The organism is Alkalimonas sp. NCh-2 (assembly GCF_039631345.1).
Taxonomy (GTDB): Bacteria; Pseudomonadota; Gammaproteobacteria; order Enterobacterales; family Alteromonadaceae; genus Alkalimonas; species Alkalimonas mucilaginosa.
Genome location: NZ_JBDIUV010000001.1, coordinates 826,213 through 845,782 on the forward strand (window position 1 = coordinate 826,213; position 19,570 = coordinate 845,782).

Here is a 19,570-nt window from a genome sequence, read left to right on the forward strand (position 1 = left end):
GAGTCTTATTGCAATTTCAGCACCACCTCCGATCCCTGATTGACCTGACTGGCCAGTTGCTGAATGGTCTGCATGCTGTGTTGCACCACTTCCTGGCCGGTATCGCTGAGCGCTCCAGCCTGGCTGGCTTTATCGGCGCCGCTGCGGGCCAGCTCCGCCACCTGACGGATCGCCATGCTCATTTGCTCGACCGCTGTGGCCAACGTATCAGCCTGGCTGGCCTGGGCCTGGGTACCTGCCTGGATATGGCTGCTGCTGCGCTGCACCTGAAGCGCCTGGTTATTCAGTTGCTCAGAGCCCTGCGATAAGCCCTGGATCAGCTGCTGCATATGACTGAGCATGGTATTAAGCGCTTTGGCGGCGCGGCTTATTTCATCTTGCCCCTGCTCCGGAGCCCGCAGACGCAGATCCGAGCTGGCGGCAATCTGTCGTAGCAATTGGCTAAGCCCATCCAGTGGCTTTCGAATGGAGCCCTGGATGGCCCAGATAAAAAGACTCATTAACAGCAGCAACACAGCTCCACCCAGCAGGTAAGCCAGACTAAGCCGCGCTGTCAGTAAGTCGGCATCATCCCGCACCAATGCCGCAGCAGCGATTTGTTGCTGCACAAAAGCATCCACCAAAGCACCAAAGCCATTAATGTGCTGCACGATTTCATTGTTAACGGTCGACTCATTCAGAATGCGTACCAAGAGCGCATCGGTGCCTGCCGGGCTTAACCACTCGCGGTATTTGGCCATGGCAGCGGCGAAACCATGATCAAGCTCGGTGTAGCCTTCCTCGGCAGAAGCGGGCCGCATGCGTTCGAATGCTTGCCAGTGCTGCTCAGCCTGAGCCAGGTAGCTTTGCACCAGCTGCTCGGTGGCCTCGGCGGAGGCCCAGCCGGTGCGGTATTGGCGAATGGGAGCCAGCGCACTTTGTTGCAGCAGCTGCTGCGCGCCCATCACATCGGTGAGTATCGCCAGATGCTCGTCGTACAGCTGGTGGAAATAACGGTCTTTAGTACTGGCGACCCAGAACGAGGACAACAGCAGCAAAACAATAAAAACAAGCGGGATCCCTCCCAATAGCAACATCCGTGTCCTGATTTTTAGACTGGACACCATACTACCTGCTCACTATGTGCAACTTGGGGAGATCCGATCCTAACGTCAACGGATGTCATTTTTATGACAATGCCATCACTTGCATCGTCATTGTCATCAAACTGTCATTTGACATTCGAAATTCCATATATATGATTTGGTGCATATCTAATGCATGGAGACAACCATGACGGCCAGCAAAAGCATTATTTTTATTTGTACTGAAAACTCAGCCCGCTCTCAGCTGGCCGAAGCCTACTTTCGCGAACAAGCCGGTGATCGTTTTATGGTGGCAAGTGCTGGCACAGAGCCAGGTCAAATTGACCCAAGAGTATTCAGTACCTTAGAGGCCAGGCAGATTCCAGCCAACACCCTGCGCAGCAAGTCTTTAAGTGAGTTTTCAGATCACCATTTTGATTATGCGGTGCTGCTGTGTGACAAAGCCAGGCAGGAATGCGTGCATCAGCTCAGTGCAACGGAAATTTTAAGCTGGGACTTTGAAGATCCGAAACCCAAAAAAGGCCAGAAACCTTTTGATGTGGTGCTAAATGAATTATCCGAGCGCATTAAGTATTTTTTATTGTTTCAGGATAAGTGAGCCAACCAGCATGCAACCTTTAGCACTTTTTAAAGCTTTGTCCGACGACACCCGGCTGCGTATTTTGCTGCTGATTGTGCAAGAGCAGGAGCTTTGCGTCTGCGAACTGACCTGTGCACTTGGCTTGTCGCAACCGAAGATTTCCCGCCATCTGGCCTTGCTGCGCCAGCTGGGCATTTTGAGCGACCGCCGTCAGGGCCAGTGGGTGTTTTACCAACTGCACCCACAGCTGGACGACTGGGCGCTGACTATCTTGCAACAAACCCTCAGCGCCAATCAGGCCTTGCTTAGCCACAACCAGCAGCAACTGGCACAAATGGGCGATCGCCCCGAACGCTCCAACCAATGCTGCATCGCTTCTTGTTAAATTTTTTTCTAAGGAATCATCATGACCATCAAAGTAGGGATCAACGGCTTTGGCCGTATTGGCCGGCTGGCACTTCGCGCTGCCTTCGACTGGCCGGAGTTTGAATTTGTCCGTATCAACGATCCGGCGGCCGATGCTGCCACCTATGCCCATTTGCTGAACTTCGACTCGGTGCATGGCATCTGGCGGCACAATGCCACGGCCGACGGAGAAACCATGCTGATCAACGGCCAGCGCATTCAGGTCAGCGCCAACAAAGCCATCGCCGATACCGATTGGTCGGATTGCGATCTGGTGATTGAAGCCTCCGGCAAGATGAAAACCGTCGCTGCGCTGCAAGCTTATCTGGATCAGGGCGTAAAACGGGTGGTGGTCAGTGCGCCGGTAAAAGAAGCCGGAGCGCTCAATGTGGTGATGGGCGTCAATCAGCAGCGCTTTAACCCGGCCGAGCACCGCATTGTGACCGCGGCCTCCTGCACCACCAACTGCCTGGCTCCGGTGGTCAAGGTCATCCATCAATCCCTTGGCATTAAACATGGTTCCATCACCACCATTCATGACTTAACCAATACCCAGAGCATCATGGATACGCCGCACAAAGATCTGCGCCGCGCCCGCGCCTGTGGTAGCAGCTTAATTCCAACCACCACCGGCTCGGCCACCGCCATCATTGAAATTTTCCCGGAGCTAAAAGGCCGGCTGAATGGCCATGCCGTGCGGGTGCCACTGACCAATGCGTCCCTGACCGACTGCGTGTTTGAAGTAGAGCGCGCTACCAGCGCCGAAGAAGTAAACCAGTTGCTGAAAACCGCTGCCGAAGGTGAGCTGAAAGACATTCTGGGCTACGAAGAGCGGCCGCTGGTGTCAATTGATTACAAAACCGACCCACGCTCCAGCATCATTGATGCGCTGTCCACCATGGTGGTGAACGGCACCCAGGTGAAAATTTACGCCTGGTACGACAACGAGTGGGGCTACGCCAACCGCACCGTTGAGCTGGCCAGACTGGTGGGCCTGAGCGATCAGTCAAATCAGCAGACCGGAGTCTGATGCCATGCTAAGCCAGCTGAGCCCGGCCATTCGCCAGTATTTAGTCGTTACTGGCAATTACTGGGCTTTTACCCTGACCGATGGTGCCCTGCGTATGCTGGTGGTGCTGCACTTTTACAGCCTGGGCTACGATGCACTCAGCATCGCCATGCTGTTTTTGTTCTACGAGTTTTTCGGGGTGGTGACCAATCTGGTCGGGGGCTGGCTTGGTGCCCGCATTGGCTTGAATAAAACCATGAACATCGGCTTGCTGCTGCAAGTACTGGCTTTGTCGATGTTGCTGCTGCCGGCCGAGTATTTAATCGTGCCCTGGGTGATGGCGGCTCAGGCGCTGTCCGGTATTGCCAAAGACTTGAATAAAATGAGCGCCAAAAGCAGCATCAAGTTGCTGGTGGCCGATGCCGAGCAAAGCACCCTATACAAGTGGGTGGCCATTTTAACCGGCTCGAAAAATGCGCTCAAAGGCGTCGGCTTTTTTATCGGTGGCTTGCTGCTGGCGCTGATTGGTTTTTGGTGGGCCATTTTTACCATGGCCGCGCTACTCAGCCTGATCTGGTTGCTCAGCATCAAGTTGCTGAAACGTGACCTTGGCAAAAGCAAAGCCAAGCCCAAGTTTCGTGACATGCTGTCGAAAAGCCGTGCCATCAACCTGCTGTCGGCTGCCCGGATGTGTTTGTTCGCAGCGCGGGATGTCTGGTTTGTGGTGGCGCTGCCGCTGTTTTTGGCCAGTCAGTTTGACTGGGATCACTGGCAGGTCGGTGGCTTTTTAGCGCTCTGGGTGATTGGCTATGGTTTTGTGCAAAGCCAGGCACCACACCTGACCGGCAAAGCCAACAACCGCACGCCGGATGGCAAGCAAGCGGTGCTCTGGGCGCTGCTGCTGTGCGGTCTGCCCGCTGCCATTGCCCTTAGCATCGAACTGAACTGGCAGGTTGGCCCGATGCTGATTGGCGGCCTGCTGCTGTTTGGCGCTGTCTTTGCCATCAACTCCTCCTTGCACAGCTATTTGATTGTCAGCTACGCCGGCCGCGATGGTGTCTCGCTCGATGTCGGCTTTTACTACATGGCCAATGCCATGGGCCGTTTAATCGGTACTGTGTTATCCGGCTGGCTCTACCTGCACGCGGGCCTTGAGGCCTGTCTCTGGGTGTCCAGCGCATTCTTAGTCGCCACGGTGTTGATTTCACTGGCGCTGCCGAAGCACCACAGCGCATTATCCTCAGGCTAACCCCGCATCAATTGATGCCGATACAAGGCCCGTACCAGATCCTGCTTGCAATGCAGCACCAAGAGTACATAAAGGTGCTCGCCTTGTTGGCGATACAGCAACCTGTGGTCCTGATCCAGCCGCTCACGCAGCATCAGGCCATAATCGGCCAGCAGGGGGTTAAAGCGATAACGGTCTGGGGCCGCTAAAATGGCCTCTACATTCTGCTGCAAATACGCATCCACCCAGGCGGCAGCCGCCTCAGGACCTTTAAATTCTGCCTGCCAGGATTCGATATCCTGCAAACAGCGCAGGGCTGTGCGGGTAAACTGCAGTTGCATGCTAGCGCCTGGCCGCGCGCAGCTGTTGTAAGGCTTGCTCCGGGCTAAAGGTTTCCCCCTGCCGGATATCCTGCTCCGCCATCATCGCTAAGCGCAGCAGCGCCATTGCCTGTCGTTCACGTTCTTGTGCGGCCAACTCTTCAGCGCGCTCAGCGGCCGTCTGGATAAATAGCTCCGCCACGCCATTGCGCGTCACGTAGCAGCCACCACGAAAGGTATCCGGCGCCCCCAGCGCTTCACGCGCACTTTTTTGTGACATGGTGTTGGCGCTGTACTTTGCGGTTGTTTCACTCACCTGAGAACCCTCATGCTGTTACTGATAGTAAGCTTAATGCAACCAGCAACAAGGATCAAATTAAGGACAAATTTTACCCCTTGCTATTCGCCGATGAGCGACTAAAATACTGTACATATGAACAGTTACTTTATGGGCAACCGGATGGCAGCGGCAAGCTTTCGCAGTGAACAAGGGTTGGAGTGGCTGGGCGCACCCGATGCCGCCAGCGGCCGTGCCTTGCCGATGTACTTAAACACGGTAGCGGCAGGTTTTCCTTCGCCGGCGCAGGATTATCTGGAAGGCTGTCTGGATTTGCACGAGCTGTTGATCCGCCACCCCACAGCGACTTTTTTTGTCCGGGCTAGGGGCGACTCGATGCGCGGCGCCGCTATTTTTGATGGCGATATCCTGCTGGTCGACCGCGCTTTGCAGGCGCAGCATCAGGATATTGTCATTGCCAGCGTCAATGGCGATATGACGGTCAAACGCTTGTTGCTCAAACCCGAGCCCATGCTGCAGGCCGCCAACCCCAAGTACCCGCCGATCCGGCTGGACGATGGCCTCGACTTTGAAGTGTTCGGCGTGGTCAGCAGCGTTATTCATCAACTAAAACGCTAACCGATGCCGGTATCTATCAATACAACACGCAGCTTTGCGCTGGTCGACTGCAACAACTTTTACGCTTCCTGTGAGCGACTGTTCCGGCCCGATTTAAAGCAGCGGCCACTGGTAGTACTATCCAATAATGATGGCTGCATTATTGCCCGCTGCGCGCTGGCCAAGCAGCTTGCTATCCCGATGGGCGCGCCCTTTCATCAGGTCAAAGCCCTGCTAAAACAGCAGCAGGTGGCGGTGTTTTCATCCAACTACGCGCTTTATGGCGATCTGTCCAATCGGGTGATGCAAACGCTGGAGCAGCTGGCACCCAAGGTGGAGATTTACTCCATCGATGAGGCTTTTCTGGAGCTATCTGGCCTCGATTTTTGCCAGAACCTGCATGACTTCGGCCAGCACATCCGTACCACCATCAAACAGCAATTGGGCTTGCCGGTTTGTGTCGGTATCGGCCCCAGCAAAACCCTGGCCAAGCTGGCCAATTACGCCGCCAAGAAATACCCGCAGTTTGAGGGGGTGCTGGACCTGACTGAACCGCATAAGCGACTGCATATTCTGGCCAGAACGCCGGTGCATGAAGTCTGGGGTGTTGGCCGCAAGCTAGCTGAACGACTGCAGGCCATGAGTATTGATACCGCCCTGCAACTGGCACGGGCCTGCCCACAACAAATGCGCAAGAAATTCTCGGTGGTGCTGGCCCGCACCGTCAATGAGCTGAACGGCCTTGCCTGCCTGGCGCTGGATGAGGTGCAGGAGCCCAAACAGCAGATTATCAGCAGCCGCAGTTTCGGTCAGCGTGTTACCGACAAAGGGGCCATGCAGCAGGCGATTACACTGTACATCAGCCGGGCTGCCGAAAAGCTGCGGGCCCAACAGAGCCTGGCGCGTCGGCTCAGTATCTTTATTCGCAGCAGCCGCTTTGAGCAAAAAACACCCTTTTTCGGTGATCAGGCCAGCCTGGAACTGGCTACCCCCAGCAGCGACAGTCGGGTATTGCAACAGGCAGCGATGCAGCTGCTGGACAAGATTTGGCGCCAGGGCCCGGCCTATGCCAAGGCGGGTATAGTGCTAAGCGATCTCTGCGCCATGCAAGGGCTGCAAACCCAGCTATTTGCACCGCCTCCCTCTGAGCGCAGCCAACGCTTAATGGCCGCCATCGACCAACTGAACCAAAAACAGCGCGGCAGCGTATTTATCGCGCGTCAAGGCAAAGATGGTGACTGGCAGATGCAGCAGAAGTTTCTGTCACCGGCCTACACTACCCGCTGGGATCAGTTACCGGAAGTCCGCTAGTGCTGTTATCAGCCAATAATGAACAAGTCAAAGCCAGAGTAATACCGCCACCAAGCTGGCAGCCAGGCAGTAATACAGCATCGGCAGCAGGGTGTAACGAATAATATCACCTTCACGACCACTTAAATTGACCACACTGGCGGCCGCCACCACATTGACCACACAGATCATATTACCAGCATTGGCACCCAGCAATTGCAACCCCAGTACCAGCGTCTCAGGCAAGGCTGCTTCGGTGGCTACCGATTGCTGAAAGGACGCAAACATCATATTGGAAAAGGTGGCTGAGCCAGCCAAAAAAGAACCCAAGGCACCAATTAATGGCGCGACCCAGAGCCAATAATCGGCCAGATGCAATGCAGCGACTTGCGCCAATTCAAACGGCATCGCTGCAAGGCCAGCATCATTGACATCGGATTGCAGAAAAATCCGTACCATCGGCACCGAGGCCATCAGCGCAATGCTCGCCGGCCCAAGCCGGGCCAAACTATCACGCCCTGCTTGTTGCACCATACGCCAGGGGCTTTGCTGTTTTGGATTCCGGTGCAGCCAGAGTGTCAGCAGCGCTACCGCTAAAAAGAAGCTGCCAGGCAAGTACAAAGGCGCCAGGCTGGTGCTGATGTCGGTTCCCAGGATATTGGCCCAGCGCCATTCCAGGCTGCGCAACCAGCCTTGCAGCGGTAGCTGTGGTATCCGGCTTAGCACCAATAACAAGGCAACCAGCACATAGGGTAACCAGGCACGCCACAGCGGCATCGCAAGCTTCATGGTCAGCGCCTGATGCTGCAGAGCATCGCTTTGGGCTTTGTCTTCTGCCGAGAAATACCAGGTCTGTTTGGGTAACAAAATACGATAACGAGCCAGGGTACTCATCAGCACCAGGCCGGTTAAGGCCCCTAAAATGGATGGAAACTCCGGCCCAAGCAGCCAGGCCACCGCATACGCAGGCACGGTAAAGGCAAAGCCCCCCAACAGGGCAAAAGGTGCCAGCTGCAAAGCCGGCCACCAGCTTTTTTCCTCGCTGAAAAAACGGGTCAGGATCAAACAAAGCATCAGTGGCAGCAAGGAGGCGACCAACACATCAATGCCGATGGCGGTCAACGCAATAGCTTGCAGCGCCTCCGGGCTAGCCCCTGCCATACCCTGCGCAATGCCCACCAGCACCGGGGTACCGACTGCACCAAAGGACACGCTGCTTGAATCGGCTATCAGCGCCAACACCACCGCTGCCAGCGGCGAAAAACCCAGCGCCACCAGCAAAGGGGCCGCAATGGCTGCCGGGGTACCAAAACCGGCAGCGCCTTCTAAAAAGCTGACAAAAAGCCAGCCAATTAAAATGGTTTGCACCCGCCGGTCTGGTGAGAGTTTGGCAAAGCCGGCCCGAATTGCATCGAGACCACCGCTATAGCGCAATACATTCAGTAGCAAGATAGCGCCAAACACAATCCATAAAATACTGATGGCAATAACGCCGCCTTCCAGCATGGCGGCCAACAACTGCTTCAGCGGCAACTGCCAGACCCAAAGTGCCAGCAGCGCCGACACCAGTAAACTGAGTGGCATAGCACGGGTCGCCGGCAAACGCAGCACCACCAGCAGCACAAAGACGCTGAGCACCGGCATCAGGGCGGTCAGCCATTGCAGGGTGGTCATTTAACTGCCCTTAACTAATAAAGCCATAATGCTGCGCCACCCGGTCAAAATACTGCAGGCAGGTTTTGGCGTACTGGCGCTTTTCCACATAGCTGCCGGGGAAGAAGTTCTTCTTAAAGCCGTAGGCCACCATGTCTTTTAGCCGCTTGATCGGAATATCAAAGTGATCGAGCGCCAGCTGGTATTCATTACTTAAGGTGGTATTGGACACCAGACGGTTGTCGGTGCAAATCACCGTTGCCATCCGGTTTTTCAGCATCTCGGCAAACGGATGCTGGCGGATATCGGCGATGGCCGGGTTGGTTTGCAAGTTGCTGGTTAAGCATACTTCAATCGCAATGCGTTTATCGGCCATAAAGGACGCCAGCCGCTGGCTGTAAGCCTCAGGATCAGCAATAGCCGGGTCCTGAATACGCTCTGGTAAAAACAACGAATAACCATGACCAATCCGATCAGCATGGCACTCAGTAATGGCTTCAAACACACTCTCGGCACCATAGGCCTCACCGGCATGCACGGTTTTGAGAAGAAAGTGCTGATGGGCGTAATCGTACACTTCTTTAAACTTGCTGGCCGGATAACCCGATTCCTGTCCAGCCAAATCCAGCCCGACAATAGGAATGCCTTCATCATCACGCAGCCGCACACTGGCCCGTACCAGCTCCATCGCCGCCAGTTTAATCACTTGCATCGGCTCAAAATCCCGCATCAGCTGAAACAGCTGGTCGTAATAAGGCGAAAAGCCTTTGGCCGCGACCATCCGCATGGCGCAGTTGATAATACCGTAGCGAAACGGTGGCTTGCCCTGCTCCAGCACAGCGGCCGAGCTGTTGTACTCCAATTCAGCCTGCTGCAAGCCTGCATTGACCGCCCGCATCACAGTATCAAAATCCAGCCCTTTGCTTAAATCCATCAACAGCTGCGGTGCAAAACGCACTTCGATGTAATTAACCCCTTCGGCCAGATTGTCCAGCGCCAACTCGTACGCGGCCTGAGTTAAATGATCGGCATCACGCAGCACGGCGCAGGTGTATTGGAAACCGCGCAGGTATTCGCCCAGATTCTGATAGGCCGGTTTAAACACCTGGGCCTGCATCCCCTCTACCGTATCGGCTGGCAGCGGTACTTTCAGGGTTTTGGCCATAGCAAGCAGTGTATCAAGCCGTAAACTGCCATCTAAGTGCAGATGCAGATCGGCTTTGGGCATAGCACGGATAAAATCGATGGAATAGCGGGGCATAAAGATGTCCTTCAGCGATGCATCTTGCTAGTGTAGCCTGAAACCGATGCTTGCTGAAGATAAAAGGCCAGCGCTGAACGCAACTGGCCTGTTTTCACGCAACAAAAAACCTATTGCATCGCTACCCAGGCAGCACACCAACCCTCGTTGGCCACCAGCTTTCCCGGGAAAATAGCACAAGGCCGCCAATCGGCTTCTTCACCCTGGATCAGGTTGCAGTTGTGGCAGTATTGACCTTCCACTTCCGACTTATGGGTATAGCGCATGGCCTTAGCCAGCGGGTCGTCCAATTTGACTTGTTCCGCAGCAATTGCCCGTAAGCTGATGCTACCGAGCGTCATACCGATCAAGCCACCGGCGGATAGCTTGAGAAACTGACGACGTTTTTCATTGGTCTTTGACATGGTTAATCTCCTGCATAGTGTATGATTATTTTTTTATTGTTGATGTATTTTACTGCGCAAAATCCGAACTGGTTTTGATGCTGCGCAACAAAATACTCCGAACGAGATTCACCATAGAGCTTAGTCGTTCTACCTATGAACACCAAACCAGCATTGAGACTTACCTCAGGCCGCTCTACAATGAAGATCCCCGTTCCCTTTGGAGTTACCCCTTGCAGGTTGATCACAGTTATGCCCGCTTACCCGATGTCTTGTTCCAACCATGGCAGGCTAGCCCGGTGGCAAACCCTCACTGGCTGGCATTCAACCAACTGCTGGCGGCAGAACTTGCTTTGCCTGAAAATGAGGGGCAAACCGAGCAAGGCTTGCAGCAATTTGCAGGTAACGCTGTGCCCAGTTGGGCAAAACCGTTGGTGCAAGCCTATGCTGGTCACCAGTTTGGCCAATACAATCCACAACTTGGCGATGGCCGGGCACTGTTGCTGGCCGAGGTGATGGCGCAGGATGGCAAACGTTATGATGTGCAATTAAAAGGCGCCGGCCCCACCCCTTTTTCCCGTGGCGGTGATGGCCGCTCCGCCATCGGTCCGGTGATCCGCGAGTACCTGGTCAGCGAAGCCATGCAGGTGCTGGGCGTGCCCACCACCCGGGCATTGGCTGCCGTTGCTACCGGCCAGAACGTCTACCGGGACGAGCCTGTACCGGGTGCTGTTTTAACCCGGGTCGCCAGCAGCCATATTCGTATAGGCACCTTTCAGTACATTGCCGCTTTGGGCAATCCTGACTATGTGCGCCAGTTCACCGATTATGTGATTGACCGGCACTACCCTGACTGCAGGCAACAGGAAAACCCTTACCTCGCCTTCCTCGGGCAGGTGGTGACCAAGCAAGCCACCCTCATCGCCCACTGGATGCGACTGGGCTTTATTCACGGCGTGATGAATACCGACAATACCAGCATTTGTGGCGAAACCATCGACTATGGCCCCTGTGCTTTTATCGATCAGTACCAGGCCGATAAGGTCTTTAGCTCGATTGACCGGCGCGGCCGCTACGCCTACAACAATCAGCCACCAATAGCGCTGTGGAATCTGGCCCGGCTGGCCGAGTGCCTGCTGCCACTGATTGACGCCAATGAAAAAGTCGCGGTGGAATTAGCCACTGAAGCATTGCAGCAATTTCAGCCGCAGTATGAAGCGCAGTGGCTGTCGCAGATGGTGGCCAAAATCGGCATCGCCGAGCCTGACCCGGCCGATAAAGCCTTGCTGGATGATTACCTGCACTTGCTGGAGCAACAGCAGGTCGACTTTACCTTGGGTTTTCGCTACCTGAGTGATGAGCTGCGCCCAGAAGCCGATAGCAAAGCCAGTGAGCTTTTCGCCCATAGCGATGCTTTTAGCAACTGGCGCGAGCGCTGGCTGACACGACTGGCCCAACAGCCACTTAGTCATAGCGACATCGCAGCACAGATGGATGGCGTCAATCCGCTGCTGATCCCACGCAATCACTTAATTGCCAAAGCCATTGAGCAGGCACAGGATCATAGCGACTTGCGTTTTTTCCAGCGCCTGCAACAAGCCTGGCAGACACCTTTTGCCAGCACCAGCGATGCGGATTTAATCGCCCCGCCCAAGCCCGAAGAAGTGGTGCACCGGACTTTTTGTGGTACTTGAGATAACAAGCCAATAAAAAACCTGCCAGGGCTTGCGCCACTGGCAGGTTTTTTTATTGCTCAGCCTATCTTACTGGCCTTTGATTTCACTACGGCCTTTGTAGATAGCTTTGTCACCCAGCTCCTGCTCGATACGCAGCAGCTGGTTGTACTTGGCAACGCGATCTGAGCGGCACAGTGAACCGGTTTTGATTTGACCGGCCGCGGTACCTACGGCCAGATCAGCGATAAAGGCATCTTCAGTTTCACCGCTACGGTGTGAAATCACCACGGTAAAGCCGGCGTCTTTGGCCATTTTAATCGCCTGCAGGGTTTCGGTCAGGGAGCCAATCTGGTTGAACTTGATCAGAATGGAGTTGCCGATGCCTTCTTCAATACCACGGGTTAGGATCTTGGTGTTGGTGACAAACAAATCATCACCAACCAGTTGCACCTGATTGCCAATTTTCTGAGTTAAGTCTTTCCAGCCGTCCCAGTCGCTTTCATCCAGGCCATCTTCAATCGAGACAATTGGGTATTTCTGGGTTAAGTCGGCCAGAAAATCGTTAAAACCATACGAGTCAAAACTTTTGCCTTCACCTGACAACACGTACATGTTGTCTTTGTAGAACTCAGAGGCAGCGCAGTCCAGCGCCAGGGTGATGTCTTTGTTCATCTCGTAGCCGGCTGCTTTAACGGCTTCAACGATGACCGCCAGCGCTTCTTCGTTCGATTTCAGATCTGGGGCAAAACCACCTTCATCACCGACGGCGGTGTTCAGGCCGCGCTGCTGCAGCTCTTTTTTCAGCTGGTGGAAAATCTCAGCGCCCATGCGCAGGCCTTCGCTGAAGCTTTTGGCACCGACCGGCTGGATCATAAATTCCTGAATATCGACGTTGTTGTCGGCATGCTCACCGCCGTTGATGATGTTCATCATCGGCACCGGCATCGAGTACTGGCCTGGGGTGCCGTTTAAATCGGCAATGTGCTGGTACAGTGGGATTTGTTTATCGGCTGCTGCAGCACGGGCCACCGCCAGTGATACCGCCAGAATGGCGTTGGCGCCCAGCTTGCTTTTGCTCTCGGTACCGTCCAGCTCGATCATGATGCGATCAATTTCAGCTTGCTGCTGTGCATCCTGCCCTACCAAGGCAGCTTTGATTGGGCCAGCGATGTTGGCTACCGCTTGCTGCACGCCTTTGCCCAGGTAACGGCTTTTATCGCCATCACGCAGTTCCAGCGCTTCGCGCGAGCCGGTCGAGGCACCGGATGGGGCACAGCCACGGCCGATAATGCCGCTGGTTAAAATCACATCCGCTTCCACGGTCGGGTTGCCACGCGAGTCGATGATTTCACGGGCAATGATGTTGGCAATCGTAGACATAGTAATTTCCCTGTAGATAAAACAACAAAGCCGCACTCAAAGAGCGCGGCCCGGATTTGTTAGACGCGTTGTTGCTTTTGGTGCTGGTGGCTGGCCGCCACAAAGCCCTCAAACAGTGGATGTCCATCCCTGGGTGTGGAGCAAAATTCCGGATGGAACTGGCTGGCCACAAACCATGGGTGGGTAGGGATTTCTATTATTTCCACCAGTTGATTATCGGCAGATAGCCCGGATACCACCAGGCCTGCTTCTTTGAGTTGAGGTAAAAAATGGTTGTTCACTTCGTAGCGATGACGGTGACGCTCCTGAATCACATCCTTGCCGTAAATCGCCCGCGCTTTGGTGCCTTTTACCAGATTACAGGCCTGACTGCCCAGACGCATGGTGCCGCCTAAGTCGGAGTCTTCACTGCGGGTTTCCACAGCGCCGTCTGCATCCAGCCATTCGGTAATCAAGCCCACCACCGGATGGGTGCTGGCTTTGTTAAATTCGCTGGAGTGTGCATCGGCCATACCTGCAACATGGCGGGCGTATTCAATCAGTGCCACCTGCATGCCAAGACAAATACCCAGGTAAGGCACGTTGTTTTCGCGGGCGTACTGAGCAGCTTTGATTTTGCCTTCCACGCCACGCTCACCAAAACCACCCGGCACCAGAATGCCATCCAGCCCGGCAAGAATAGCCGTGCCTTTGCTTTCAACATCTTGCGAGTCAATGTACTTGATGGTGACGGTTAAACGGTTTTTCAGGCCAGCATGTCCCAGCGCTTCATTCACTGATTTGTAGGCATCCGGCAGCTCCACGTACTTACCGACCATGCCAATGGTAACTTCACCAGTCGGGTTGGACTCCTGGTACAACACCTGCTCCCACTCGGCCAGATCGGCTTCTTTGCAGTCGATGTGAAAACGGCGCACAATCAAATCGTCCAGTCCCTGCGATTTCAACAAGGCTGGGATCTGATAAATGCTGGAGACATCTTTTAAGCTGATCACCGCTTTTTCTTCCACATTGGTGAACAGGGCAATTTTCGCCCGCTCATTCGATGGAATGGCCCGATCGGAGCGGCAGACCAGAATATCCGGCTGGATACCGATGGAGCGCAGCTCTTTCACGGAATGCTGAGTTGGCTTGGTTTTGATCTCACCAGCAGTACCCAGGTACGGCACCAGCGTCAGGTGCATAAACAAGGTGCGCTCACGGCCCACTTCGGTCGCCAATTGACGGATGGCTTCTAAAAACGGTAAGGATTCGATATCGCCGACAGTGCCACCAATTTCAACAATGGCAATGTCGTGGCCTTCGCCACCGGCAATAATGCGGGCTTTGATTTCGTTGGTAATGTGCGGGATCACCTGAATGGTGGCACCCAGATAATCACCCCGGCGCTCGCGGCGAAGTACATCGGCGTAGACAGCACCTTGGGTGAAATTGTTGCGCTTGGACATCTTGGTACGGATAAAGCGCTCGTAGTGGCCTAAATCCAGATCGGTCTCGGCACCGTCTTCAGTCACATAGACTTCACCATGCTGAATAGGGCTCATGGTGCCTGGGTCCAGGTTGATGTATGGGTCCAGTTTCAGGATAGTGACGCTTAAACCGCGCGCTTCCAAAATGGCCGCCAGCGATGCTGCTGCGATGCCTTTACCCAGGGAGGAAACCACCCCGCCCGTCACAAAAATATACCGTGTAGTCATGAGACCCCTAGACGACGTTAATGAAAGCGAAGATAACCAATGGCCCCAAACATCAGCAACGACAAAATCACCCACAGCATGGGTGTTGCTTACGATGGAAATTTGGTATCAGGACGGGAGGAAAGTATAGCAAAGTAAAGCCAAGTGCTCAATGCTGTTGCAGGGAAAATCGGCAAGCCTGCAACAGCAAGTTTGTTTTGGATTATTGTGCTTGCCGTTTCACCTTATCCCAGAGCCCATCCATTTCGGCTAAATCGCTTTGCTGTGGGGTTTTGCCCAGCTTGGCCAACTCTTCTTCCACCGCCCGAAAGCGGCGTTCGAACTTGCTGTTGGCCTGACGCAGCACGCCTTCCGGTTCCAGCTTGTGCTTTCGAATCACATTGACCAGGGCAAATAATAAATCACCGAGCTCTTCCGCCAGCTCCGGACTGTCTGCGGGCAGTTCTTCAACTTCGGCCACTTCTTCTTTGACTTTATCCCAGGCGCCATTGACATCGCTCCAGTCAAAACCGACGTTGGCGCAGCGTTTTTGCAATTTGTAAGCGCGGCTTAGTGCCGGCATGGCGGCAGGAATGTTGTCGAGCACACTGTGCTGACCGCAGGCTTTACGCTCCTCGCTTTTCAGTGCTTCCCAGTTTTGCAGCACTTGCTCGGCATTCTCGACCGAATGGTTGTCCGCACTCTCGGCGAACACATGCGGATGACGCCGCACCAGCTTGTCGCAGATAGCCTGCACGCAGTCATTGAATTGAAAGCGGCCTTCCTCTTCGGCCATGCGGGCGTAAAACACCGTTTGAAACAGCAAATCGCCCAGTTCGTCTTTGAGTTCATCATAGCTTTGCCGCTCAATGGCATCGGCCACTTCGTAGGCTTCTTCCAAGGTGTACGGCACAATGCTGCTAAAGGTTTGCTTAATATCCCAGGGGCAACCATGCTCCGGGTCCCGCAATCTGGCCATAATAGCCAGCAAATCATCCATTTGGTACGACATGGTTTGGCTTCCGTTAATTTTGATGACAGCGGCGGGCTTCCAGCACGTCCGGTACCTGGCTGACTTTGCTGAGCAACTTGTTCAGCGAGTCCTGGTTGTACAGCTCCAGCGTCATGTTGATCACCACGCTCTGCTCTTTGATATTGGAGTGACTGTTCATCTGGGTGACATTGGCTTTCTCATTGGCCAGAATGCTGGTGATATCGCGCAGCAGGCCATTGCGATCATGCGCCAGTATGCGAATATCAACCGCATAGCCCGAGGCATACTGATCGCCCCAGGTCGCATCCACCACCCGCTCCGGATGCTGCGACTCCATCAGTTTGAATTGTTCGCAATCATCCCGATGCACTGCGATACCACGGCCCTGCGTGATGTAACCAATGATGGCATCGCCCGGCAACGGCTGGCAGCAACCAGCCATATGGGTCAGCAGATTGCCCACACCCTGCACCACTACATCGCTCTGTACTCTGGGTGCACTGGGCTTTTGCTTTAGCCGCGGGTCAATTTGTGGTTCATTGCTTTTCGGCTGCTGACTCTGCAGATAATGCACCACCTGCGTCAGCTTGATGTCACCGCCGCCAATGCCCACCAGCAGTTCGTCCATGCTGTTGACATTAAAACGTTGCAACACCTTGGCTGGGTGCTCCATCGGCAGATTCAGCTTGGCCAATTCACTATCGAGCAAATCGCGGCCGGCGGCCAGATTTTTGTCTTTGTCTTGCTGGCGAAACCAGTACTGCACCTTGGAGCGCGCCCGGCTCGATTTCAAATAACCTAAATGTGGATTTAACCAATCGCGGCTGGGGTTTTGTTCGCGGCCAGTCAGGATTTCGACCTGATCGCCGGTTTTTAACTGGTAGGTAAAAGGCACAATACGGCCGGAAATTTTGGCACCGATGCAGCGGTGACCTACGCTGGAGTGCACGTAATAGGCAAAGTCCAGCGGCGTTGACCCCAGCGGTAAATCGACGATATCGCCTTTGGGGGTAAACACATAGACCCGGTCTTCGGTCACCTGATTGCGCAGCTCTTCGGCCAGATCGGCGCTGTCGACCAGTTCCTCCTGCCATTGCAGGAGTTTACGCAGCCAACCGATTTTTTCATCGTAGCCTTCGCGGCCATGCTGCGAGCCTTCTTTGTATTTCCAGTGTGCGGCGACCCCCAATTCGGCATCTTCGTGCATCTGGCGGGTACGGATTTGGATCTCTACCGCCCGGCCCTGTGGGCCTATCACCACGGTATGAATGGATTGGTAGCCGTTTTGTTTCGGGGTGGCGATGTAATCATCGAACTCGGTCGGTAAATGCCGCCAGGAAGTATGCACCAAACCAAGTGCGGCATAGCAATCCTGCACTCGCTCAGTGATGATACGTACCGCCCGGATGTCATACAACTGATCGAAAGCCAGCTGTTTTTTCTGCATTTTTTTCCAGATGCTAAAAATATGCTTGGGCCTGCCATAGACTTCAGCTTTGAGCTCGGCATCGGCAATTTTGCGCTCAATCTGGGCGACAAAATCCTGCATAAACTGCTCGCGATCAAGCCGTTTTTCTTCCAGCAAACTGGCGATTTGTTTGTACAGCTGTGGGTGCAGGTAGCGAAAGGCTAAATCCTCCAACTCCCACTTGATTTGACCAATGCCTAAACGGTTGGCCAGAGGGGCAAAAATAGCATTGGTTTCCTTGGCAGCCAGCACCCGGGTTTCTTCATCGGCATTTTTGACATTGCGCAGCTCGCAAATCTGGCTGGCTAGCTTGATCACCACCGCCCGCACATCTTCCACCATCGCCAGCAACATGCGGCGTAAATTATCCGCTTGCTGGGGTTGCAGTGTCTGATTGGTGCCAAGGGGAATGCTGCGAATGGCTTCCATCTGCTTCACCGCCAGCAACATCGGCAGTACAGCGGGCGGGAAATTATCTTCAATGCTTTCCGCAGACAATAAGCCAGCATCAAACAGCGGGAACAACAAGGCGGCTAGTAATGCATCTTTATCCATCCGAAGCTCAGACAGAATTTCTACCATCTCCCAACCATCGCGCAGTTCGGGCTGTTCGGTAGCCAGGCCTTGTTGCAATAGCCATGACTCGGCAGCCAGCAGTGCATCAATTTTCTTTTCCGATAGCTTAAGCGCCGTTAAACGGCTTAGCAGTTCAGTACTATCGGTTCGGTGCACATGGCGTACGGTAACCATGGTTTTCCCCTTGTCGTGTCATACGTATATCAGTCAGGCTCTGACGACTGGGTAGCGCACACAGACACGCCGTAAACCCATCCATGGCAAAAAGCGTCTGCTTAGCGTACCCAGTCATCAGAACTACTCACCGAGCGTAATAGCTCTTCTTACTTAAACCTGCTCAAACAACGCCATCAGTTCCAGATGGCGAGTTTGCGGAAACATCTCCACCGCTTTCAGCCGTGTTAGCTGATAACCCTGTTGCAGCAACTGGCAGGCATCACGGGCGAGTGTTTCCGGGTTGCAGGACACATACAAAATTTTGCCAGCTCCGGTACGCCCCAGTTGCTCGATGCTGCCAGCAGCACCAGCCCGGGCCGGATCTAACAGGATTTTATCGAATCGCTGTTGGCTCCAGCCACTCTGCGGCCAGGGCAAATGCAAATCGGCCTGTTCAAACTGCACATTGCTAAGACCGTTGTTCGCCGCATTGGTTGCAGCGCGCGCCACCATAGTCAACAGGCCTTCGACACCAGTCACTGTCGCAGCCTGTTGCGCCAACGGCAGGCTAAAGTTACCCATACCACAATACAAATCCAGCACCCGATCCTGCGACTGAATCGCCAGCCAGTCAAGTGCCGTATCCACCATTTGTTGATTCACCACAGCGTTGACCTGAATAAAGTCATCCGGTTGAAAACTGAGTGTTAGCTGCTGTGATGGCAACGAGTAACGCATCAGGCCATCTGGATGCTGCCAGGGCGTAAACTGGCCGGACTCAGCCTCTCCCAGCCAGCGCGCTTCCGGCCAGCTGGCGCAAAGCAATTCAATATCATTTGCTGGAAGTGGCTCGGTATGACGCACCACCACAGTAGCGACACCATCGGCGTCAATTAAATCAAGATGCGTTATGCAGCGCCCTTGTTGCAAGCGTTTCAGTACCGGCGACAGCTTTTTGAACACCGGCTGCAGTACCGGACTAAGCACAGCGCATTGCGTCAATGGTTGAATACGAAAGTCACCTTGCTGTCGAAACCCCAATTGAAACTGTTTCTTACTTTGCTGATACCAGACCCCCAAGCGAGCTTTACGACGATAACCAAAATCGGGACCTGTGATAGCGCTCTCCCAGGGTAGTTGCTCGAGCCCGGTCTGATGACACAACAATTGCTCGACCGCTTGCTGTTTCCAACGCAATTGCGCTGCGGTTGTTGCATGCTGCAACTGGCAGCCACCACAGTCCTGGAAGTGAGGGCAAGGGGCCTGCTGACGCTCCGCCGCTGGAGTTAGTACCTTTTGCAGCTCCGCTTTACTGAAGCTTTTCTTCTGCGCATTTAACTTTACCTGCACCAACTCTCCAGGCAGAGCCCCCGGCACAAACACAATACGGCCATCCTGGCGGGCGATGCCTTGTCCAAGGTGATCCAACGCCGAAATCGTCAGGCGCTGGGACGATTTTACAGCTGAGTTTTTTTTTGCTTGATAAATGATGGCCATAGCCAAAGACCCTTGTAGGCATTTTCAGACGGTTGTGT

General features: G+C 54.3%; 18 protein-coding genes. 7 read left to right on the forward strand and 11 right to left on the reverse strand.

The annotated features are described in order from the left end of the window. Positions 1–5 precede the first annotated feature (5 nt). A complete protein-coding gene (locus tag ABC502_RS04000; protein WP_345914950.1) occupies positions 6–1,106 on the reverse strand; it encodes a methyl-accepting chemotaxis protein in 1,101 nt (366 codons plus the stop codon). Positions 1,107–1,272: 166 nt separating this feature from the next. Here ABC502_RS04000 and ABC502_RS04005 point away from each other — a divergent pair, with 166 nt between their 5' ends. From ABC502_RS04005 to arsJ, 4 genes are read left to right on the forward strand one after another with little or no spacing between them, the layout of a single operon-like run. Beyond that, positions 1,273–1,683: an arsenate reductase ArsC gene (locus ABC502_RS04005; RefSeq protein WP_345914951.1), complete on the forward strand. Its 411-nt coding sequence runs from the start codon at positions 1,273–1,275 to the stop codon at positions 1,681–1,683. A 10-nt stretch (positions 1,684–1,693) separates the two neighbouring features. Then, positions 1,694–2,050, forward strand: a complete 357-nt coding sequence (locus tag ABC502_RS04010) for a metalloregulator ArsR/SmtB family transcription factor (RefSeq protein ID WP_345914952.1) — start codon at positions 1,694–1,696, stop codon at positions 2,048–2,050. A gap of 21 nt (positions 2,051–2,071) precedes the next feature. After that, entirely contained in the window at positions 2,072–3,100 is a 1,029-nt protein-coding gene (locus tag ABC502_RS04015) for an ArsJ-associated glyceraldehyde-3-phosphate dehydrogenase (RefSeq protein ID WP_345914953.1), read from the forward strand. A gap of 4 nt (positions 3,101–3,104) precedes the next feature. Then, positions 3,105–4,328, forward strand: a complete 1,224-nt coding sequence (arsJ, locus tag ABC502_RS04020; RefSeq protein WP_345914954.1) for an organoarsenical effux MFS transporter ArsJ — start codon at positions 3,105–3,107, stop codon at positions 4,326–4,328. On the opposite strand, the gene ABC502_RS04025 is transcribed toward arsJ, so the two are convergent. Together ABC502_RS04025 and ABC502_RS04030 are read right to left on the reverse strand one after the other, a co-directional pair. Next, on the reverse strand, positions 4,325–4,648 hold the full coding sequence (locus ABC502_RS04025; protein ID WP_345914955.1) for a type II toxin-antitoxin system RelE/ParE family toxin: 324 nt from the start codon (positions 4,646–4,648) through the stop codon (positions 4,325–4,327). The two genes, arsJ and ABC502_RS04025, sit on opposite strands and share 4 nt — an antisense overlap. A gap of 1 nt (position 4,649) precedes the next feature. Further along, positions 4,650–4,907 carry a hypothetical protein gene (locus ABC502_RS04030; RefSeq protein ID WP_330086831.1) on the reverse strand — a complete coding sequence of 86 codons (258 nt, stop codon included), beginning with the start codon at positions 4,905–4,907 and terminating at the stop codon, positions 4,650–4,652. 153 nt (positions 4,908–5,060) lie between these two features. Between ABC502_RS04030 and umuD the strand changes: the two genes are divergently transcribed. Then, positions 5,061–5,543, forward strand: a complete 483-nt coding sequence (umuD, locus tag ABC502_RS04035) for a translesion error-prone DNA polymerase V autoproteolytic subunit (protein WP_345914956.1) — start codon at positions 5,061–5,063, stop codon at positions 5,541–5,543. Between the two features lie 3 nt (positions 5,544–5,546). Beyond that, positions 5,547–6,833, forward strand: a complete 1,287-nt coding sequence (gene umuC, locus ABC502_RS04040; RefSeq protein WP_345914957.1) for a translesion error-prone DNA polymerase V subunit UmuC — start codon at positions 5,547–5,549, stop codon at positions 6,831–6,833. 27 nt (positions 6,834–6,860) lie between these two features. Here the strand turns inward: umuC and ABC502_RS04045 are convergent, their stop codons facing one another. The 3 genes from ABC502_RS04045 to ABC502_RS04055 all read right to left on the reverse strand — a co-directional run bounded on the left by ABC502_RS04045 (position 6,861) and on the right by ABC502_RS04055 (position 10,130). Then, a complete protein-coding gene (locus ABC502_RS04045; protein ID WP_345914958.1) occupies positions 6,861–8,486 on the reverse strand; it encodes an L-lactate permease in 1,626 nt (541 codons plus the stop codon). A gap of 10 nt (positions 8,487–8,496) precedes the next feature. After that, entirely contained in the window at positions 8,497–9,726 is a 1,230-nt protein-coding gene (locus tag ABC502_RS04050) for an adenosine deaminase family protein (RefSeq protein WP_330086577.1), read from the reverse strand. A gap of 110 nt (positions 9,727–9,836) precedes the next feature. Next, on the reverse strand, positions 9,837–10,130 hold the full coding sequence (locus tag ABC502_RS04055) for a high-potential iron-sulfur protein (protein ID WP_330086576.1): 294 nt from the start codon (positions 10,128–10,130) through the stop codon (positions 9,837–9,839). A gap of 77 nt (positions 10,131–10,207) precedes the next feature. On the opposite strand from ABC502_RS04055, the gene ABC502_RS04060 reads away from it, so the two are divergent. After that, positions 10,208–11,803, forward strand: coding sequence for a protein adenylyltransferase SelO (locus ABC502_RS04060; RefSeq protein WP_345914959.1), 1,596 nt, complete (start codon positions 10,208–10,210; stop codon positions 11,801–11,803). 69 nt (positions 11,804–11,872) lie between these two features. Here the strand turns inward: ABC502_RS04060 and eno are convergent, their stop codons facing one another. The 5 genes from eno to rlmD form a co-directional block, all read right to left on the reverse strand. Next, positions 11,873–13,165, reverse strand: a complete 1,293-nt coding sequence (gene eno, locus ABC502_RS04065) for a phosphopyruvate hydratase (RefSeq protein WP_330086574.1) — start codon at positions 13,163–13,165, stop codon at positions 11,873–11,875. A gap of 59 nt (positions 13,166–13,224) precedes the next feature. After that, complete coding sequence (locus ABC502_RS04070; RefSeq protein WP_345914960.1) at positions 13,225–14,862, reverse strand: CTP synthase; 1,638 nt, start codon at positions 14,860–14,862, stop codon at positions 13,225–13,227. A 202-nt stretch (positions 14,863–15,064) separates the two neighbouring features. Beyond that, on the reverse strand, positions 15,065–15,853 hold the full coding sequence (mazG, locus tag ABC502_RS04075) for a nucleoside triphosphate pyrophosphohydrolase (RefSeq protein ID WP_345914961.1): 789 nt from the start codon (positions 15,851–15,853) through the stop codon (positions 15,065–15,067). A gap of 13 nt (positions 15,854–15,866) precedes the next feature. Further along, positions 15,867–18,053: a GTP diphosphokinase gene (gene relA / locus ABC502_RS04080; protein WP_345914962.1), complete on the reverse strand. Its 2,187-nt coding sequence runs from the start codon at positions 18,051–18,053 to the stop codon at positions 15,867–15,869. 153 nt (positions 18,054–18,206) lie between these two features. Continuing rightward, the gene (gene rlmD / locus ABC502_RS04085) at positions 18,207–19,532 is read right to left on the reverse strand and encodes a 23S rRNA (uracil(1939)-C(5))-methyltransferase RlmD (RefSeq protein ID WP_345914963.1); all 1,326 of its coding nucleotides are present in this window, start codon (positions 19,530–19,532) and stop codon (positions 18,207–18,209) included. Positions 19,533–19,570: the final 38 nt, after the last annotated feature.

Coding starts and splice junctions, on each gene's coding strand:
- ABC502_RS04000 (WP_345914950.1), bottom strand. CDS start 1,106: ATGGTGTCCAGTCTAAAAATCAGGACACGGATGTTGCTATTGGGAGGG.
- ABC502_RS04005 (WP_345914951.1), top strand. CDS start 1,273: ATGACGGCCAGCAAAAGCATTATTTTTATTTGTACTGAAAACTCAGCC.
- ABC502_RS04010 (WP_345914952.1), top strand. CDS start 1,694: ATGCAACCTTTAGCACTTTTTAAAGCTTTGTCCGACGACACCCGGCTG.
- ABC502_RS04015 (WP_345914953.1), top strand. CDS start 2,072: ATGACCATCAAAGTAGGGATCAACGGCTTTGGCCGTATTGGCCGGCTG.
- arsJ (WP_345914954.1), top strand. CDS start 3,105: ATGCTAAGCCAGCTGAGCCCGGCCATTCGCCAGTATTTAGTCGTTACT.
- ABC502_RS04025 (WP_345914955.1), bottom strand. CDS start 4,648: ATGCAACTGCAGTTTACCCGCACAGCCCTGCGCTGTTTGCAGGATATC.
- ABC502_RS04030 (WP_330086831.1), bottom strand. CDS start 4,907: ATGTCACAAAAAAGTGCGCGTGAAGCGCTGGGGGCGCCGGATACCTTT.
- umuD (WP_345914956.1), top strand. CDS start 5,061: ATGAACAGTTACTTTATGGGCAACCGGATGGCAGCGGCAAGCTTTCGC.
- umuC (WP_345914957.1), top strand. CDS start 5,547: ATGCCGGTATCTATCAATACAACACGCAGCTTTGCGCTGGTCGACTGC.
- ABC502_RS04045 (WP_345914958.1), bottom strand. CDS start 8,486: ATGACCACCCTGCAATGGCTGACCGCCCTGATGCCGGTGCTCAGCGTC.
- ABC502_RS04050 (WP_330086577.1), bottom strand. CDS start 9,726: ATGCCCCGCTATTCCATCGATTTTATCCGTGCTATGCCCAAAGCCGAT.
- ABC502_RS04055 (WP_330086576.1), bottom strand. CDS start 10,130: ATGTCAAAGACCAATGAAAAACGTCGTCAGTTTCTCAAGCTATCCGCC.
- ABC502_RS04060 (WP_345914959.1), top strand. CDS start 10,208: ATGCTGCGCAACAAAATACTCCGAACGAGATTCACCATAGAGCTTAGT.
- eno (WP_330086574.1), bottom strand. CDS start 13,165: ATGTCTACGATTGCCAACATCATTGCCCGTGAAATCATCGACTCGCGT.
- ABC502_RS04070 (WP_345914960.1), bottom strand. CDS start 14,862: ATGACTACACGGTATATTTTTGTGACGGGCGGGGTGGTTTCCTCCCTG.
- mazG (WP_345914961.1), bottom strand. CDS start 15,853: ATGTCGTACCAAATGGATGATTTGCTGGCTATTATGGCCAGATTGCGG.
- relA (WP_345914962.1), bottom strand. CDS start 18,053: ATGGTTACCGTACGCCATGTGCACCGAACCGATAGTACTGAACTGCTA.
- rlmD (WP_345914963.1), bottom strand. CDS start 19,532: ATGGCCATCATTTATCAAGCAAAAAAAAACTCAGCTGTAAAATCGTCC.